At 56.2% G+C, this 16015-nt stretch carries 17 protein-coding genes and 2 pseudogenes; 13 read left to right on the top strand and 6 right to left on the bottom strand.

The features are described 5' to 3' along the window. Positions 1-166: 166 nt before the first annotated feature. Positions 167-1060, bottom strand: a complete 894-nt coding sequence (locus tag GOW93_RS11425) for a LysR family transcriptional regulator (RefSeq protein ID WP_170384168.1) — start codon at positions 1058-1060, stop codon at positions 167-169. A gap of 140 nt (positions 1061-1200) precedes the next feature. Between GOW93_RS11425 and GOW93_RS11420 the strand changes: the two genes are divergently transcribed. The 5 genes and pseudogenes from GOW93_RS11420 to GOW93_RS11400 all read left to right on the top strand — a co-directional run. Further along, positions 1201-2214, top strand: a complete 1014-nt coding sequence (locus tag GOW93_RS11420; RefSeq protein ID WP_368039662.1) for a TRAP transporter substrate-binding protein DctP — start codon at positions 1201-1203, stop codon at positions 2212-2214. A gap of 67 nt (positions 2215-2281) precedes the next feature. After that, the gene (locus GOW93_RS11415; RefSeq protein WP_170384166.1) at positions 2282-2896 is read left to right on the top strand and encodes a TRAP transporter small permease; all 615 of its coding nucleotides are present in this window, start codon (positions 2282-2284) and stop codon (positions 2894-2896) included. After that, the gene (locus GOW93_RS11410; protein ID WP_170384164.1) at positions 2893-4173 is read left to right on the top strand and encodes a TRAP transporter large permease; all 1281 of its coding nucleotides are present in this window, start codon (positions 2893-2895) and stop codon (positions 4171-4173) included. Before GOW93_RS11415 ends, GOW93_RS11410 begins: the two co-directional genes overlap by 4 nt. 22 nt (positions 4174-4195) lie before the next feature. Next, positions 4196-5161 (top strand): agmatinase, encoded by a 966-nt coding sequence (speB, locus tag GOW93_RS11405; protein WP_170384163.1) that lies wholly within the window; start codon positions 4196-4198, stop codon positions 5159-5161. A gap of 193 nt (positions 5162-5354) precedes the next feature. Then, positions 5355-5744: pseudogene (locus GOW93_RS11400) on the top strand (IS6 family transposase); the annotation flags it as partial. A gap of 93 nt (positions 5745-5837) precedes the next feature. Here GOW93_RS11400 and GOW93_RS11395 read toward each other — a convergent pair. Next, on the bottom strand, positions 5838-6752 hold the full coding sequence (locus tag GOW93_RS11395; RefSeq protein ID WP_170384161.1) for a LysR substrate-binding domain-containing protein: 915 nt from the start codon (positions 6750-6752) through the stop codon (positions 5838-5840). Between the two features lie 144 nt (positions 6753-6896). Here GOW93_RS11395 and GOW93_RS11390 point away from each other — a divergent pair, with 144 nt between their 5' ends. The 7 genes from GOW93_RS11390 (at position 6897) to GOW93_RS11360 (ending at position 12953) form a co-directional block, all read left to right on the top strand. Beyond that, positions 6897-7388, top strand: a complete 492-nt coding sequence (locus tag GOW93_RS11390) for a TRAP transporter small permease (RefSeq protein WP_170384159.1) — start codon at positions 6897-6899, stop codon at positions 7386-7388. Beyond that, a complete protein-coding gene (locus tag GOW93_RS11385) occupies positions 7385-8683 on the top strand; it encodes a TRAP transporter large permease (protein ID WP_170384157.1) in 1299 nt (432 codons plus the stop codon). The genes GOW93_RS11390 and GOW93_RS11385 overlap by 4 nt, the downstream gene beginning before the upstream one ends. Before the next feature lie 36 nt (positions 8684-8719). Then, positions 8720-9712, top strand: a complete 993-nt coding sequence (dctP, locus tag GOW93_RS11380; protein WP_170384156.1) for a TRAP transporter substrate-binding protein DctP — start codon at positions 8720-8722, stop codon at positions 9710-9712. 74 nt (positions 9713-9786) lie between these two features. Beyond that, positions 9787-10098: a (2Fe-2S)-binding protein gene (locus tag GOW93_RS11375; protein ID WP_170384154.1), complete on the top strand. Its 312-nt coding sequence runs from the start codon at positions 9787-9789 to the stop codon at positions 10096-10098. After that, complete coding sequence (locus GOW93_RS11370; protein WP_170384152.1) at positions 10085-11482, top strand: NAD(P)/FAD-dependent oxidoreductase; 1398 nt, start codon at positions 10085-10087, stop codon at positions 11480-11482. Before GOW93_RS11375 ends, GOW93_RS11370 begins: the two co-directional genes overlap by 14 nt. Next, on the top strand, positions 11479-12594 hold the full coding sequence (locus GOW93_RS11365; RefSeq protein ID WP_170384150.1) for an NAD(P)/FAD-dependent oxidoreductase: 1116 nt from the start codon (positions 11479-11481) through the stop codon (positions 12592-12594). Before GOW93_RS11370 ends, GOW93_RS11365 begins: the two co-directional genes overlap by 4 nt. A gap of 14 nt (positions 12595-12608) precedes the next feature. Then, entirely contained in the window at positions 12609-12953 is a 345-nt protein-coding gene (locus GOW93_RS11360) for a RidA family protein (RefSeq protein WP_170384148.1), read from the top strand. A gap of 123 nt (positions 12954-13076) precedes the next feature. Here the strand turns inward: GOW93_RS11360 and GOW93_RS11355 are convergent. Next, positions 13077-13600: pseudogene (locus GOW93_RS11355) on the bottom strand (IS6 family transposase); the annotation flags it as partial. 131 nt (positions 13601-13731) lie between these two features. Here GOW93_RS11355 and speD point away from each other — a divergent pair. Then, positions 13732-14106, top strand: coding sequence for an adenosylmethionine decarboxylase (speD, locus tag GOW93_RS11350; RefSeq protein ID WP_170384144.1), 375 nt, complete (start codon positions 13732-13734; stop codon positions 14104-14106). Here speD and GOW93_RS11345 read toward each other — a convergent pair. Genes GOW93_RS11345 through GOW93_RS11335 form a run of 3 tightly spaced genes read right to left on the bottom strand, consistent with a single transcriptional unit; the run spans position 14077 to position 16014 of the window. After that, the gene (locus GOW93_RS11345; RefSeq protein ID WP_170384142.1) at positions 14077-15618 is read right to left on the bottom strand and encodes a polyamine aminopropyltransferase; all 1542 of its coding nucleotides are present in this window, start codon (positions 15616-15618) and stop codon (positions 14077-14079) included. The two genes, speD and GOW93_RS11345, sit on opposite strands and share 30 nt — an antisense overlap. Continuing rightward, complete coding sequence (locus GOW93_RS11340) at positions 15615-15839, bottom strand: DUF350 domain-containing protein (RefSeq protein WP_170384140.1); 225 nt, start codon at positions 15837-15839, stop codon at positions 15615-15617. Before GOW93_RS11340 ends, GOW93_RS11345 begins: the two co-directional genes overlap by 4 nt. Positions 15840-15849: 10 nt before the next feature. After that, positions 15850-16014 (bottom strand): hypothetical protein, encoded by a 165-nt coding sequence (locus GOW93_RS11335; protein ID WP_170384138.1) that lies wholly within the window; start codon positions 16012-16014, stop codon positions 15850-15852. Between the last annotated feature and the right edge of the window lies 1 nt (position 16015).

Raw genomic sequence — 16015 nt, 5'->3', positions numbered from 1 at the left:
ACCTGAGTGAGGTAGGGCAGTCGAATAGATGTTGCGATTGATCCAATGGTGGCTCTGAGCCCAACTCGACCGTTTCTGCAGGCTCATCTAATGGTTGATAGACGCCTCAAAGCAGCCTTTGGTAAGCGACATCGGCTGGTCAGATTTTACTCCGACATTTTTGTAGCTAGGTGTTCCCCCCACAAGACTGAACCACATCTTCAACGAAAAGTTCGACTGACCGCCGGAGGAGGCTTGTGGATCGTGTTGCCAAGTAGAAGGTAGAGGTCCAATGCAGCCTGTTCGGCGCCAGTTCGCGGAGCATCACGTTCTGCGCTCTGCTTTCCACAAAGTGGACAGGCAATGGCCCAAGGAAGTGTCCGGTTTCAATGAGTGTCGCCATTGCCTCCATATTCGCCACGATTGCCTTCGGGTCAGTGGATTGAAGCTCGGGAGATACCAGCATGCTGTAGGACCTTTGACAAATCTGATAGCCCGAGATGACGTTGAGATCGATCTGGTCATTTGGCAATTCGAACAAAGGGTGGTCGCGGCCGCAATAGAGCCTGTGCTCTTCCTCGCATAGCTTGGTATAGGTAAGTTCGGAAACTTGATTACGGAAAGGTGCTATCGCAACATGCAATTCACCAGTAATCAACTGTTGTGTAAGTTCTGTGGGCGAGGCGACGACGATTTCCAGGCGAACATCGTTTGGTCGATCCAGGAATCGTTTTAGCGACTTTCCAAAGTTCAAATCGGCGAGAGTGTTGACAGCATCTACGACGCCGATCCTCAAATCACCGGTCGTAACATCCCGTAGTTCCAGTAGCTCCGCATCGAAATCACGTGCACTGCGTAGGATATCTCTTGCCTTTTGATAGGCAATCTCACCCCGTTCTGTAAGACGGAATCCTCCGCGCCCACGTTCGCACACCCTGTAACCAAGTGCCGTTTCCAGATCGCGTATTCGAATGCTGATGGCAGATTGCGTGATGCCCAAAGTGAACTGAGCATCGGTAAAACCGCCACAATCCACGACGGCAACAAAAGTTTCGAGAAGTGTATTTCTGAGCAGTTTCAATTGTATGTCCGTTCAGACTTTAGTTACATGAGAATCTTTTATGTAAAGATAATCAAGATAGTATTTTTTCATGAAATAAACCGTGCTGTTTTTGTCCTCATCCATCCTTGGTTAGCAAAGCGAAATGGGAGGACATTCGCGTGAGTTTCTCTTTTAACAAATCCAAAATGACAGTTGCGGCAGCACTGTTCAGCCTGGCACCAATCTGCGCTCTCGCAGAAGACTGGAAGTTTGCCATCGAAGAAATCCCGGGCTCGATCATGGATGCCTATGCGCAGGAGTTCAAATCGCGCATCGAAGCGGCGACCGATGGCGAAGTGACCGTAACCGTCTACCCGATGGGCACTCTGGGAACACCCACCGAAACTGTTGAGCAGGCGGCCGACGGCATCATCCAGTTCACCAACGTATCGATTGGCAACCTTGGCACCATCGTACCTGAAAGCCAGGTCTTCCTGCTGCCTTACTTGTTGCCGTCCGACCCGGCTGCGACATCGAATATCCTTAGCAGCTCGGAAACCATCTACGGGCCTTTGAACGAAGACTTCCGCCAGCGCGGCCTGGAAGTTCTGACAATGTATTCGGAAGGCCCGCAGGTTTGGACCACCAACCGCGAAATCCGTACACCTGAGGATTTTGAGAACTTCAAGATGCGCGTGATGGTGTCTCCGATCCTGCTGGAAACCTACAAAAACATGGGGGCCAGCCCGACCCCGTTGCCATTCGGCGAGGTTTTTGGAGCGCTGCAGCTGGGGGCTGTCGACGGTCAGGTAAATCCGATTCCGACCATTGAAGAAATGAAGTTCTACGAAGTCACCAGCCACCTGATCTGGGCCGGTGAACAGGAACTGGTCACTACAGTCGTGGCAGGGTCTGACTGGTTTGAAACGCTCAGCCCAGACCGCCAGCAGCTTGTGCGCAATACCATGGCCGACATGACCGGTTTCATCGATGGTGTTGTATCCGACTTCAACCAAAAGCGTCTCGACATCATCAAGGAAGCCAAGCCCGATATCGGACTGGTTGTTCTGACCGAAGAAGAGCGTGATGTCTTCCGCGCCCAAAGCACGGATACCTCGGCTGCCTATGTCGAAATCGTAGGTGCCCGCGGCCAGGAATTGCTGGACGCGCTTCAGACCGAACTGGGCAACTGATCCCATACCACTCACAAAACGTCCTCACGCGCACGACGCGTGAGGATTTTCAAAAGGGAGGGACACCATGCAAAGCGGTACTGCCACTCCTTTCGGCTTTTTGGGTAAGATTGATGCCGTCATCGGACGGGTCGAGGTCTGGATCCTGAGCTGGGGGATAATCCTGATGGCCGCGAATACGATCGCCAATGTCTTTGGGCGTTACGTGTTCAACCAGTCCATCTATTTCTCTGAAGAACTCAACGAATTCCTGATTGTGATCGTGACTTTCATGGGGCTCGGATATGCCACCCGCAAAGGTATCCACATCCGGATGTCGGCAATCTATGATGCTCTGCCAATCAAAGCGCGCAAGGGGTTGATGGTAATCATCGCGGCAACCACGTCGCTGGTGATGGCCGTCCTGGCCTGGTACGCGCTTGAATATGTTCAGAAAGTCGCATCGCGCGGCCGCATCACTCCCGCGCTGCAATTACCGCTTTATCTGACATATGTCTGGGTGGTGATCGGCTTGGCCCTGACATCCTTCCAATATCTTCTGACCGCGATCCGAAATTTGAACTTTGCAGAAGAAGAGGTCTATGTCTCGTATCTGGAAATAGACAGCTACGAGGACCCCGAGACTGCCGCGGCAATTCGCCGACATGAGGAATCAGAAAATTCAGAGGAGGCGAAGCTATGACCGAGTTGATGTTGGCAGTGATGGTATTGCTTCTACTGGCGGGGTTTCCGATGAAAATGCCGCTGATCTCGGCGGCGGTGCTTGGGTTTTTGATATATTTCCCGGACATGAACATGCAAATCCTGATCCAACAAATGATTGGCGGGGTTAAACCCGCAGCGTTGATTGCGGTCCCGATGTTCATTCTGGCTGCTGACATCATAACCCGCGGCCATTCGGCCAACCGCCTGATTGACGTGGTCATGAGCTTTATGGGGCATATCAAGGGCGGGCTGGCAATTTCGGTCACGTCGGCCTGCGCCCTGTTCGGAGCGGTCTGCGGATCGACACAGGCAACCGTTGTTGCCATTGGTGGCGCCATGCGTCCGCGCATGCTGAAATCGGGTTATTCCGACAGCTTTTCCATCGGACTGATCGTGAATGCGGCCGATCTGGCCTACCTGATCCCCCCATCCATCGGCATGATCATCTATGGTGTGGTTTCGGGCACTTCTATCTCGCAACTGTTCATAGCGGGCATCGTTCCCGGCCTCCTGATCGTGGTGCTGTTCTCGGTCTATTGCATGGTCTATGCCTATCGCTACGACATTCCAGTCCTTCCCCGTGAAGACTGGGGAAAGCGCTTTACTGCCATGCGTCGGGCCTTGTGGCCGATGGGCTTTCCCGCAATCATCGTTGGCGGTATTTACGGCGGAATATTCTCACCCACCGAGGCGGCAGCAATTTGCGTGCTCTACGCTGTGGTGCTGGAACTGGTGATTTTCCGTTCGGTTAAACTGTCCGATCTATGGGATATCGCCCTGTCTACAGGTGCGATCACCTCTGTTGTCTTCATCCTGATCGCAGCCGGAGCGGCATTTAGCTGGACGCTCAGCTTTGCCCAGGTGCCGCAACAGATCATTGCATCGCTGGGACTGTCCGAGGCTGGGCCACTGATGACCCTGCTGGCCGTCAACATTGCGTTCTTTGTTGGCTGTATGTTCGTGGATTCGATCGTGGTCATCCTGATCCTGGTGCCAATCTTTGCCCCCATGATCAAAGCAGCCGGGCTTGATTCGGTGCTGGTTGGTGTGCTGATCACCCTGCAGGTCGCCATCGGAGCGGCAACACCCCCGTTCGGCTGCAACTTGTTCACAGCAATCGCAGTTTTCCGCCGACCCTTTGTCGAAGTTGTGCGCGGCGTACCGCCGTTCCTGATCATACTGCTAATTGTGACCGGGCTGCTGGTCGCCTTCCCTCAAATCGCCCTGTTCCTGCCGGAACTGGCTTATCGTTAACCAATAATGAAACGGAGAAATCATGTCAGGACATGGTTATGAAGCTGGTCGTCTGAACTTGCCTTTTGTCGGCATCTCGACCTTTGGCAAGAAACCTTACGTGGAGAACTGGGACGAGATCGATGCCGATGTGGCAATCCTTGGTGCGCCGTACGATTTCGGATGTCAGTTCCGTTCCGGAGCGCGGTTTGGCCCGCGCGCGGTGCGCGAGGCATCGACATTGTTCAGCTTTGGCCACGCAGGTGCTTATGATCACGAAGACGATGCCACCTACTTGGGCAGCGACGTGCGCATCGTCGATCTGGGTGATGCGGATATCATCCACACCAAGACCGAGGAAAGCCACGCCAACATCGAATACGGGGTCAAGAAAATCCTGGATGCAGGCGCCATACCGGTCACCATCGGTGGCGATCATTCGGTGAACATCCCATGCATACGAGCCTACGAAGAGGATTGCGCTAAAAATGGCCCGATCCATGTGATCCAGATCGACGCTCACCTTGATTTTGTCGATGAACGCCACGGTGTGACGGAAGGCCATGGAAACCCGATGCGCCGGGCTATCGAGAAAGACTATGTTTCGGGCATGACCCAGTTGGGCATCCGCAACGTATCCTCGACCGCGAAAGAAGGTTATGACGATGCTCGTGCGCGCGGTTCGGACATCTTGTCAGTACGACAGGTCCGCAAGCTTGGGACGCAGGGCGTTCTGGATCGCATTCCTGAGGGCAGCCGCTATTACGTCACCATCGATATCGACGCCTTCTGTCCGTCGATCGCGCCGGGTACCGGCACACCCAGCCACGGCGGGTTCCAGTACTATGATGTCTTAGAGATTCTTCAGGGACTAAGCAAACGTGGAGACGTTGTTGGCATCGATCTGGTCGAGGTTGCCCCCGCCTACGATCCCGCCGAAAGCACACAGATCCTTGCAGCGCAGCTTTTGCTGAACTTCATCGGGTTTATCTTCCACAACAAAAAATAGGTTCCCTCCCAAAGCGTTCTTCATCTAGGATGCTCTGGTCTCCCGACATGCGACCTTTTAATATCGCGTGTCGGGGTCACTCACTGTTACACCAACGAATGCCGCTCTGGGCAAACTCTACGGAATTCAATGGGTCCTGAGCCTAGCTAGGTCTAGAAATTAGAAGATGCTTCGGCATTGCCCAGTTGATCGCGTCATCGTCAGTCGGGATGCGGTTTATCACTGGGTGAACCGTTTCGGGTCTCAGTTTGCGGTTTGTATCCGACGCGGCCGGCCCCGGCCGCACGACAAATGGCATATGGACTAAGTGATCGCCCCGATCAACGGCGTAAAACATTGGCTGTGGCGTGCAATCGATGGCAATGGAGATGTACTCGACAGTCTGATCCAGCCTCGCCGTAATGCCAAAGCCGCAACGCGTTTCTTCGGCCGACTGGTTGCTGTCAATGGCGAACCGCCTGTCGTGATCACAGACAAGCTGCGCAGCTATACCAAGCTGATCAAGGCCATCGCGCCGGGCGCCGACCATCGGGCGCACAAGGGACTCAACAATCGGACTGAAGCGTCACATCGACCGACGCGTTCAAGCTGTGGGAAGGTTATGCTGCCGAACTATCGGCCTGATTGCGCGGGCTCACGCTTATTCCAATCCATGTCAGATAACTTGGCAATGCTCTCAAAGCTGATTGTTGATCTGTTCGAGAGCTGCCTTCAATTGCAAAACAAATTCATTTGCCAACGCAGATGGAGGACGATGTGCAGGTTGCATGATCGAGACCTTTAAAACGACTTGGGGATGAAACGCCCGAAAAACGATAGGTCTCGGTTCGGGTTGCATATTGGCGTATCCGGCTGCGGTAATCGGATCGCAGATACAGTAGCAAAGTCCTTTTTCCACCAAAGTTAATGCTGGGTGAAAGGTCCTTAGTTCGAACCGTTGTGCAAAACTGGCTTTTTGGTTGGCGAATGCCCTCTGGGTCGCAATCAGGTTCGGGTGCCCCTCCTGCAATCCTGCCATAGGACGGCCCGACAGGTGATGCGCCTGGACTGTATCATGTTCGGCCAGTGGATCTCCCGCTGGGATCGCACATACGCATTTCATGTCGAAGTCTATGGTATCAATTGCTGCGGTGGGTTTCGGAGTTTCACCCAATCCGATGTCGTACTGTTGGGAAGCAATCCACTCTTCGATCACTGGAGATGCGCGCATCATCAGTGAAGCTTTTACATCTGGTTTATCCAACAAAAACTCACCCAGAAGCTGTGGCATCAAAAGGCTGCTGGCTGCTGGCATGCACGCTATGTTCAAGCGCCCTTTAGTCAGTGCACCAATCTCGCGCATCGTCCGGGTTGAAAGCGACAGACGATCCAGAATCGCCTCAGCCTCAGTGACGAAGTACCGAGCCTCTGGGGTAGGGGCCATTTTGTTGCGCTGCCGACGGAACAGGGCGATCCCCAATTCTGCTTCGAGGTTCGCGATCAGCGCGCTGACGGCCGGTTGGGTGCGACCTAGGATTCGGGCAGCCTCGGACACTGAACCTGTCCGCATGACCTCACGAAAGGCCTGTAATTGGCGAAAGCTGAGATTCATTGTCTTTGATAACCTTAAGTTTTTCGGCATAGCATAAAGTAACTTTATCTTATAATCAATTTAATCGTTTTGACTTAATGCGCTGTGCTAGCAATTTTTCCCGCCACGAATGCACCACCTGCATTCGGTCCGACGGAGGGGAAAATGACACGCTTTGCAAGTGTCCTGCTAACAGTCCTGATCTGCCTGGTTGCCATTGGGCAATTCGTGCAGGTGATCACGCGGTACGTGCTTGAAATCCCCGTTATGGGGCTGGAGGAAAGCCTGCTTTATCCCACGCTGTGGCTGTACATGATGGGTGCCGTCAATGCCTCGCGCGAGAACACTCATATCCGTGCAAACGTGCTTGAGATCTTTCTCTCCACCGAACGGCAGCATCAGGTGCTTGCGGTAATCGGAGAGGTTATCAGCCTGATCGTCGGCCTCTGGCTGACCACCTGGGCCTGGGATTTCACCAAATACTCGATACGTGTTTGGCGCGAGAGTCCAACCCTGTACCTTCCGACCTTCTATGTCGATGTCGCGTTGTTTGTCGGCATGGTGCTGATGATGATCTTCACCGCCTGGCACCTGCTGACGCATCTACGAGCGCTGTTCGCTCCGGTCGCTATTACCCTTGAAGGAGACGCGCAATGATCGAGATCGCGCTGTTCGCCGTCCTGGTTCTGGTCATCCTTCTGACGTTGGGCGTGCCGCTGCCCTACTGTTTCGGGGCCGGGCTGATGGTGATGTATTTCGCCGGTGACGTTGTCATGAAGGGCAACATGCTGTGGGGCTTTCAGCAGCTTGGCAATCCGGTGCTGCTGGCCATTCCGCTGTTTGTTCTGGCCGGGACGATCATGTCCGTCTCGGGCATCGCTGCGAGCCTGCTGAACTTCGTCAATATCTTCATCGGCCACCTGCGGGGCGGTCTGGGTGTGGTCGCCACCGTCTCTTGTGCGCTGATTGGTGCCATCTCGGGTTCAGGGCTAACCGGCGTTGCCGCGATTGGTCCCTTGCTAATCCCCGAGATGGAGAAACAGGGCTATCCTCGCGAATACGCAACGGCGCTGATTGCCAACGCTTCGCTGCTGGGTCTGCTGATCCCGCCTTCGGTGACGATGATCGTCTATGGTTGGGTGACTGACACGTCCATTCTGGCCTGCTTCCTTGCCACTCTGGGCCCCGGCCTGCTGATCATGGCAAGTTTTTCGGCCGTCAATATTCGCATGGCCCGAAAATTTCCCCTGCAATTGAACGAGCCGCTGAAAGGGCAGGCTTTTGTGTCCGAGGCATCCTCGCGCGGTTTCAAGGCGACGCCCGCGTTGTTGATGCCGGTGATCATTCTGGGCGGTATCTATGGTGGTATCATGACACCGACCGAGGCCGCCGCCGTGGCTGTGATCTATGCGATCCCGGTGGGTTTCCTGATCTATAAGGGATTGGACATCAAAACTTTCTTTGGTGCGGGCAAAGAGGCCGCCACGTCGGTCGGTGCAATTATGCTGATGATCCTGTTCTCGATGATCCTCAGCCAGATGTTCGTGTTGGAAAGCGTGCCGCAGGCCATCGTGCAGGCCATCTTTTCTGTAACCGAAAACAAAGCCCTGCTGTTGGTGCTGATCAACATCCTGCTTTTTCTGGTCGGAATGGTTGTGAATGACGTCACCGCCATCATCTTGATCGCTCCGCTGTTGTTGCCGCTGATGCAGGCCATCGGGGTCAGCCCGATCCAGTTTGCCGCGATCATGGGTGTGAATACTGCCATGGGCGGCGTCACCCCGCCTTACGCTTCGATCCTGTATCTGGGCGCGCGCATCGGTCGGGTGCCGGTCACCAAGGTGATCCGCCCGGCCATGACCCTGATCCTGCTGGGATATCTGCCTGTCGTCTTCCTGACCAGCTTTTGGCCGGATCTGTCGATGTGGCTGCCCCGTTTCTTTGGCTACTAAGCCACCCCTTTCATCATTCACGGAGGAGACTTATCCATGATGAACTTTCTGAAATCCACCTGTCTGGCTGCAGCAGTTGTCGCAACTGCGGGCATCGCCGCCGCCGACACGCTGAAGATCAGCCATATTCGCCCTCAGGGTGCGACCATCGACAATGAACTGAGTGCTTTTGCTGATGAGTTGAAGGCTGCCACCAACGGCTCGCTGGAGCTGAACCTGTTCCCGGCATCCGCCTTGGGTGACTACACTTCGGTTCAAGAACGGATTTCGGTTGGTGCCATCGACATGGCTGTGCAGCCCGCCGCCACAGCGGTTGATCGCCGTATGCAAATCTCGGCATTCCCCTATGTTGCGGCAAACTGGGACGAAGCGAAAAAGATCTACGGTCCCGGTGGCGCGATCCACACGGCCATGAAGGATCTTTATGCCAAGCAGGATATCACCATGCTGGCAGCCTATCCGGTGTATTTCGGCGGCGTTGCCCTGAATACCGACGCGGTGAACCCGGGCGATCCGACAACCGCAAAAGGTATCAAGGTTCGCGTACCGGGCATCAAGAGCTTTCAGCTGACCGCGGATGCTCTGGGGTACATCTCGTCGCCCATTCCGTTCTCCGAGGCGTTCACTGCCGTACAAACTGGTGTTGTTGACGGTGTCGTCGGCTCGGGTGCCGAGGGCTACTATGCCTCGTTCCGGGATGTGACCACGTCTTACGTGCCCGTGAACACGCATTTCGAAGTTTGGTACATGATCATCAACTCGGGCACTCTGGCCGAGCTGAGCGATGAAGATCGCGCCGCGTTGGAAAGCGCGGCACTGGCGTTCGAATCCAAGCGCTGGGACACCGCCGAGGCCGATCAGGGCGCGTTCGAGCAAAAGCTGGCTGAAAATGGTGCAACCATTGTGTCACTGACGAACGAAGAGCTTGCCGCCACCGCTGCCCATGTGCGTGCTCAAGTCTGGCCGCAGGTCCTCGAGGACGTGGGTCAGGATTGGGGCCAGTCCATCCTCGACAAGATCGGCAATTAATCGATCAGGCCCCACGAATGGGCAAGGCGCGCTCCTCCCCGCGCCTTGCCCCCGCCAGTCCACGGAGATCAGCCATGTTCAGATCCTTGCAAGACGATGACCACGACCTGGTGACGCTGAGCGTTAATGGTCGACCGGTCAATGCGCGCAAAGGCCAGTCGGTTTGGTCTGCGATGGCCGTGGCAGGTCAGGTCGTGACCCGCAAGGCAGCCTTGTCGGGTGAAGAGCGAAGCGCTTATTGCGCCATGGGCGTCTGTTTCGAATGCATGGTCGAAATCGATGGCCTCCCCAACCAACAAGCCTGTTTGCGCCGCGTGGCGAATGGCATGAGTGTCGCGACACAGGACATTACCGAAGACTCCGAGGAAATTGATGAAGGCCTTTGATTGCGCGATCATTGGGGCTGGCCCTGCTGGTATGTCGGCCGCCATTGAATTGGCACAGGCTGGAACGAATGTTGTTGTTCTGGACCGGGCCGATCGGGCAGGGGGGCAGATCTATCGCTCTGCGGCAGACAGCGCTCTGCCGGATGTAGCAAGCCTCGGACCGGATTATACGGCAGGTGCTGATCTGATCACTCGCTTCGAGCAATCGGGCGCGACATATCTTGCCGGAGCAGATGTTTGGCATCTGGGGGATGATGGTCGCATTCTGTTCTCTTATCAGAGTGAAACCCGAGAATTGCATTGCCGTGAGATGCTGTTGTGCCTCGGCGCCATGGAGCGACCCATGCCAATACCTGGCTGGACCTTGCCCGGCGTCATGACAGCTGGTGCGGCGCAAGTGATGCTCAAGTCGGACGCGGTTGTTGCGGACGGAGCTGTCTTTGCCGGGTCCGGCCCATTGCTGTACCTGATAGTGGCACAATACCTGCGATTGGGCGTACAGGTTGCCGCGCTTGTCGATACGACCCCGCGTCAGCATTATCTCGACGCAGCACCCCTTATGCCGCGCGCCCTGCAGCAGGTTGGGAATCTACGCAAGGGTTTGTCTTTGTTGCGGGAAATCCGCGCTTCAGGCATTCCCACCTTCCGATACGCCAAGAACTTAAAGGTGATAGGTGATAACAGGGCCGCGGGGCTTCGGTTTGCGGCATCGGGCCGGCAGCACGAGGTTTCGGCCAATACTGTATTTCTACATCATGGCGTCCAGCCCAACCTGAACATGTCCCGGGCGATGGGGTTGGCGCATCATTGGAACAGCGCACAGATGTGCTGGCAGGTTTCGGTTGATGCGTTTGGCCAAAGCTCGGTTCCGCATGTTTCGGTTGCCGGCGATGGCGCTGGAATTATTGGTGCAGATGGCGCGCGTGCGGCCGGGCGTGTGGCCGCGCAGAATATCCTGTTTCGCCTTGGCCGGATTTCACAGGCCGACAGGGATCAAAGGGTACGCGCCGATCTGAACGACTTGTCGGCCTTGAAACCGTTTCGCCGGTTCATCGACTGCCTGTATCGCCCGACCGAAGCGTTGCGTTTGCCGCGTGATGCAGAAACTCTGGTTTGCCGTTGCGAAGAGCAGTCATTGGGCGACTTGCGCAAGGGGTTCGAGCAAGGCGCGCGAGACCCGAACGCCCTGAAATCCCTGACACGGTGTGGAATGGGTCCATGTCAGGGCCGGCAATGCGGCCATGTCGTGGCCGGGTTGTTGGCGCAGTGGCGTGCGGAAAGCCCTGAAGAGGTCGGGTACTACCGGCTGCGCAGCCCTCAGCGCCTGCTGACCTTGGATGAGTTGGGCCGGTACGACACGGTTCAGGCGGAGGCAGCGGAATGAAAGCGGATGTTCTGATCATTGGCGGTGGCATTCAAGGCTGCGCAACGGCTTACCATCTGGCGCGCAAAGGCGCATCGGTGATTGTGGTCGAAAAAGACTACTCCGGACGGCATGCCTCGGGCGTCAACGCAGGTGGGGTTCGGCTGTTGGGGCGTGACATGGCCGAGGTTCCTTTGTCAAAAGCATCGATGGCAATGTGGCAGACACTGGATGAAGAACTGGGTCATGACACCGGGTTTCGCCGTCAGACGCTGGTCAACATCGCAGTGGATGAGATGGACCTGGCGACCGTACAGGCCCGCGAGGCCAAGATGCATGACGCCGGATTTACACATGAACGGATCATCGATCAGGTCGAACTCAGGGAACGATTGCCTCATGTGAATCCCAATTGCGTTGGTGGGATGATCTCGGAGCTAGACGGGTACGCGATCCCTTTCAAGGCGACGTCTGCATTTCGCCTTGCGGCCGAAAACTATGGCGCTCAGGTGATCGAAGGCGAAGAGGTTATGGGGCTCCGCCGCGTGGGCGATGCGTGGTTGGCGCAGGGCGCCCGGCACAGGTACGAGGCCGAAACCGTCGTCAATTGCGCCGGGGCCTGGGCGGATAAAATCGCGCTAATGATCGGTGACAACGTTCCCCTCAGCCATGCCGCTCCGATGTTGATGATCACCGCCCGGATGCCGCATTTTGCCAAGCCGGTCGTTGGTGCGATCAGCCGACAATTGAGTTTCAAGCAGTTCGAGAATGGCACGGTGTTGATCGGCGGTGGTGCCAAGGGATTTGCTGATCGCGCCAACAATCGCACACGGCTGGATTATGCCAAGCTGGCCGCAGCCTGCCGCACCACGGCAGAGTTTTTTCCGATCATGCGCAAGGCCAGCATCAATCGGATGTGGGCCGGGCTGGAGGCGTACCTGCCCGACAACCTCCCCGTCATCGGCACTGCCGTTAACGCGCCACGTGCCTTCCACGCGTTTGGCTTCTCTGCGCATGGATTTCAGATGGGGCCTGTCGTGGGGCAGATTCTGGCGGATTTGGTGATGGGTGGGCAATGCCAGTTCAATCTATCGCCCTTCCGCATCGACCGATTTGACCGCAAGGTTCTGTAAAGGAGATATCCGAGATGACAATCACCCGTATCGAAACTGGCCAACGCATGAGCAAGATCGTCAAGCATAATGGCGTTGCGTATCTGTGCGGCCAAACCTCGGGCGCCGCAACAATTGCAGAGCAGACCCGCGAAATCCTGTCCAAGGTCGAGGATCTGCTGGATAAGGCGGGCAGCGACAAAACCCGCATTCTGCAATGTGTGATCTGGCTGGCAGACATGGCGGACTTTGCCGAAATGAACACTGTTTGGGACGCTTGGGTACCAGAAGGTCACGCCCCGGCCCGCGCCTGTGGTGAAGCCAAACTGGCCCGTGATGTGCTCAAGGTCGAAATGATTGTCACCGCATCATGTGATTGATCGAGAGTAGCCCACTTTGACCGGATGAAATGGCATTGCCAAGTTATCTGACGTGGATTGGAATAAGCGCGAACCCGCGCAATCAGGCCGATAGTTCGGCAGCATAACCTTCCCACAGCTTGAACGCGTCGACCGATGTGACGCTTCAGTCCGATTGTTGAGTCCCTTGTGCGCCGATGGTCGGCGCCCGGCGCGATGGGCTTGATCAGCTTGGTATAGCTGTGCAACTTGTCTTTGATCACGAAAGGCCGTTCGCCATTGGCAGCAACCAGTCGGCCGAAGAAACGCTTTGCGGCTTTGGCATTACGGCGAGGCTGGATCAGACTGTCGGGTACATCTCTATTGCCATCGATTGCCCGCCGCAGCCAATGTTTCACGCCGTTTATCGGGACGGCCACTTCGTCCTTATGCCAATTGTCGTGCGGCCAGGGCCGACCGCGTCGGATACAAGCCGCAAACTGGGACCCGAAACGGTTCACCCAGAGACGAATCCGCATCCCGACTGACGATGACGCACGTTCCGCCAGGAGATCCGCGATATCCGGCATGCTGAGAGCAAACCGATGATATACCCACACCGCATAGGCAATGATTTCAAGCGGGAAACGGAAGCCTCTTAGGCGCGGCATAAAAGTCGGTGTGGTCATTGCTTCCGGCTATCGCAGAGAAAGGGTGAGAACAATTTGGCAATATCGTCCGGGAATGTAGATGTGCCCAAAATTAAGGACACAGTGACACCCGCCTTTCAAACCGCTAGGTTTCCGCGTAAACGCCGGGCATGACTTTAAAGATCGCCACCTCGGGCATTCATATTTTGGTTGACTATTATGGGGGTCAAGCGCTTACCGACGCCGCCCGGATTGAGGGCGCCCTGACCGGTGCAGCAATAGCCGCCGGAGCCACCGTTTTGTCCGGCAGTTTTCACAAATTCGGCGGGCATGGCGGTGTAACCGGGGTAATGCTGTTGGCCGAGTCACATATCTCAATCCACACCTGGCCCGAACAAGGCTATGCCGCCATCGACATCTTCATGTGCGGCGATGCGCGCCCGGACAAAGCGGTTGCGTATCTTGAAGACCAACTGCGCCCTGCCCGGTCTACCATCACCCGCATTCAGCGCGGATCAACGGAACCAGTAGTCCCAACCGTCTAGGTAGTAACCGATCAAGGCGTGCGATTGCAGCGTGTTTGGCTCCGCTTCGATCCGATCTGTATCAGCGCCGAACACTTGCGCAGCTTGCCAGACGTCATCGTCAAGGTAACTCAGCCCCTCAGGCATCGTGATCCGCCGATCCCGGAACGGTTCGATCCCGGCCAGCACGAAGCCCCATTCACCAAAGCTGGGCACGTAGCTGTGATATGGCACCGCATACATCCCCTGTCCCGGCCGTTGTGGGTTGCGGCTGGCCTCGAGCGTTTCGACCACCGACCAAAAGGCCTGCCGGGCAAAGAACGGTGATCCGGCCTGCGTGGCAAAGACGCCCTGCCCGCTCAGCCGTTCGGCAAGCAGCCCATAGAATTGCCGTGTATAGAGCCGCGACAGCGCTATCGACTTTGGGTCCGGCAGATCAATGATGATGACATCGTAAAGTCGCGTGTCGCGTTCCAGAAATTTCCACGCGTCGTCGTTGACAATCGTTACACGCGGATCGCGCAGAGCGGTGTCGTTCAAACTAGAAAGCTCAGGGTGATCCCGGAACAGCTCGGTCACGCGCGGGTCAAGGTCCACCAGCGTCACGGCCTGGACGTCGCCGTAGCGCAGCACCTCGCGGGCGGCCATGCCGTCCCCGCCCCCCAGGATCAGAACGTTACCTCGGCGCGGAGCCAGTGCCATGGCCGGATGCACAAGCGGTTCGTGATAGCGGTGCTCGTCCAGCGAATCGAACTGAATGGAATGATTTAAAAACAGGCGCACCCGGTCGCGGTACCGGGTCACGGTGATCTGCTGATACGGCGTGGCCTCGGATAGAACGATGTCGTCTTCGAACAGCTCGGCTTCGGTGATCGACACCAGCCTTTCGGATTGCCACAACGCCCCCAACGTCGCAGTGAACGCCAGCACCCATACAGCCACCTGCCCCCGCGTGGCCCAATCGCGGAACGCCAGCAGCGACAGACCCGCCACGGCAAGGTTTAACGCGCCAAAGGTCAGACTGGCGGACATCAGCCCCAGATGCGGGATCACCAGCAGCGGAAAGGCCAACGAGGCGACCAGAGCACCGATGTAGTCCACACTCAGCACATTTTCGAACCGGAACTTCAATGCGCCGATCTGCTCCAGCACGCGAGCGATCAGAGGGATCTCCATCCCTGACAGAATGCCAATTGAAATCAGCGCAGCATACAGCGGCAAGGCTACTTGCCCCATCCACGCGTAGTTCAGAAACAGCCCCGGCGCCATGAAACCGCCGACGATACCCAGCAATATCTGCGCCCAGACAAAGCCCGAGAAAGCATCCGTCACGAACCGCGATAGCCAGGCCCCTACCCCCATCGCTGACAGAAAAACCCCGATCACCAGCGAAAACTGCCGCACGGAGTCCCCCAGCAGATAGCTGGAGAGCGTGGCGGCGATCAGCTCATAGATCAACCCAGCGACGGCCACCAGAAACGTCGCAACCAGAAGCCACGCGGCGCGTGCCTTAACCGCGCGGGGTGTTTTCATGACAGGATGACAGCCGCGATGATGATGGACACCGCCACAAACAACAGCCCAATCAGGATGGCCAGCGCAATGTTCTGATCCTTTTCGATCTCATGCACGACCGAGAATGGTGTCATCCAGTCGATAACTTTCCACACGCACCACATAAGCGTAACACCCAGAAGCGTATAAAAAATCGTGCTGATGATCTCTGCAATTTGAATTGCTGCCAGATAATCCATTGATACCTCGTTATTTTATCCGATTTGACCGATAGTACCCGCCGCCGCCACTGCCGACCCGAACTGATGTATCCAGATCCCGGCTTTCCGCGCCGTATCCGTGCCAGGCGACATAGCCTGTGGCCGCCACTGCCGTGGTTGAAAGGGTGATGAAAATGATCCTGAAGACAGTCATG

The organism is Ruegeria atlantica (assembly GCF_013032455.1).
GTDB lineage: Bacteria > Pseudomonadota > Alphaproteobacteria > Rhodobacterales > Rhodobacteraceae > Ruegeria > Ruegeria atlantica_B.
This window is presented reverse-complemented; position numbering and strand designations above follow the sequence as displayed.

What these genes read in the sequence shown, in the direction of transcription:
- GOW93_RS11345 (WP_170384142.1), bottom strand. Translation starts at nt 15,618, where the DNA reads ATGAAAACACCCCGCGCGGTTAAGGCACGCGCCGCGTGGCTTCTGGTT.
- GOW93_RS11340 (WP_170384140.1), bottom strand. Translation starts at nt 15,839, where the DNA reads ATGGATTATCTGGCAGCAATTCAAATTGCAGAGATCATCAGCACGATT.
- GOW93_RS11360 (WP_170384148.1), top strand. Translation starts at nt 12,609, where the DNA reads ATGACAATCACCCGTATCGAAACTGGCCAACGCATGAGCAAGATCGTC.
- dctP (WP_170384156.1), top strand. Translation starts at nt 8,720, where the DNA reads ATGATGAACTTTCTGAAATCCACCTGTCTGGCTGCAGCAGTTGTCGCA.
- GOW93_RS11335 (WP_170384138.1), bottom strand. Translation starts at nt 16,014, where the DNA reads ATGACTGTCTTCAGGATCATTTTCATCACCCTTTCAACCACGGCAGTG.
- GOW93_RS11410 (WP_170384164.1), top strand. Translation starts at nt 2,893, where the DNA reads ATGACCGAGTTGATGTTGGCAGTGATGGTATTGCTTCTACTGGCGGGG.
- GOW93_RS11385 (WP_170384157.1), top strand. Translation starts at nt 7,385, where the DNA reads ATGATCGAGATCGCGCTGTTCGCCGTCCTGGTTCTGGTCATCCTTCTG.
- GOW93_RS11395 (WP_170384161.1), bottom strand. Translation starts at nt 6,752, where the DNA reads ATGAATCTCAGCTTTCGCCAATTACAGGCCTTTCGTGAGGTCATGCGG.
- GOW93_RS11390 (WP_170384159.1), top strand. Translation starts at nt 6,897, where the DNA reads ATGACACGCTTTGCAAGTGTCCTGCTAACAGTCCTGATCTGCCTGGTT.
- GOW93_RS11365 (WP_170384150.1), top strand. Translation starts at nt 11,479, where the DNA reads ATGAAAGCGGATGTTCTGATCATTGGCGGTGGCATTCAAGGCTGCGCA.
- GOW93_RS11415 (WP_170384166.1), top strand. Translation starts at nt 2,282, where the DNA reads ATGCAAAGCGGTACTGCCACTCCTTTCGGCTTTTTGGGTAAGATTGAT.
- GOW93_RS11370 (WP_170384152.1), top strand. Translation starts at nt 10,085, where the DNA reads ATGAAGGCCTTTGATTGCGCGATCATTGGGGCTGGCCCTGCTGGTATG.
- speD (WP_170384144.1), top strand. Translation starts at nt 13,732, where the DNA reads ATGACTTTAAAGATCGCCACCTCGGGCATTCATATTTTGGTTGACTAT.
- speB (WP_170384163.1), top strand. Translation starts at nt 4,196, where the DNA reads ATGTCAGGACATGGTTATGAAGCTGGTCGTCTGAACTTGCCTTTTGTC.
- GOW93_RS11375 (WP_170384154.1), top strand. Translation starts at nt 9,787, where the DNA reads ATGTTCAGATCCTTGCAAGACGATGACCACGACCTGGTGACGCTGAGC.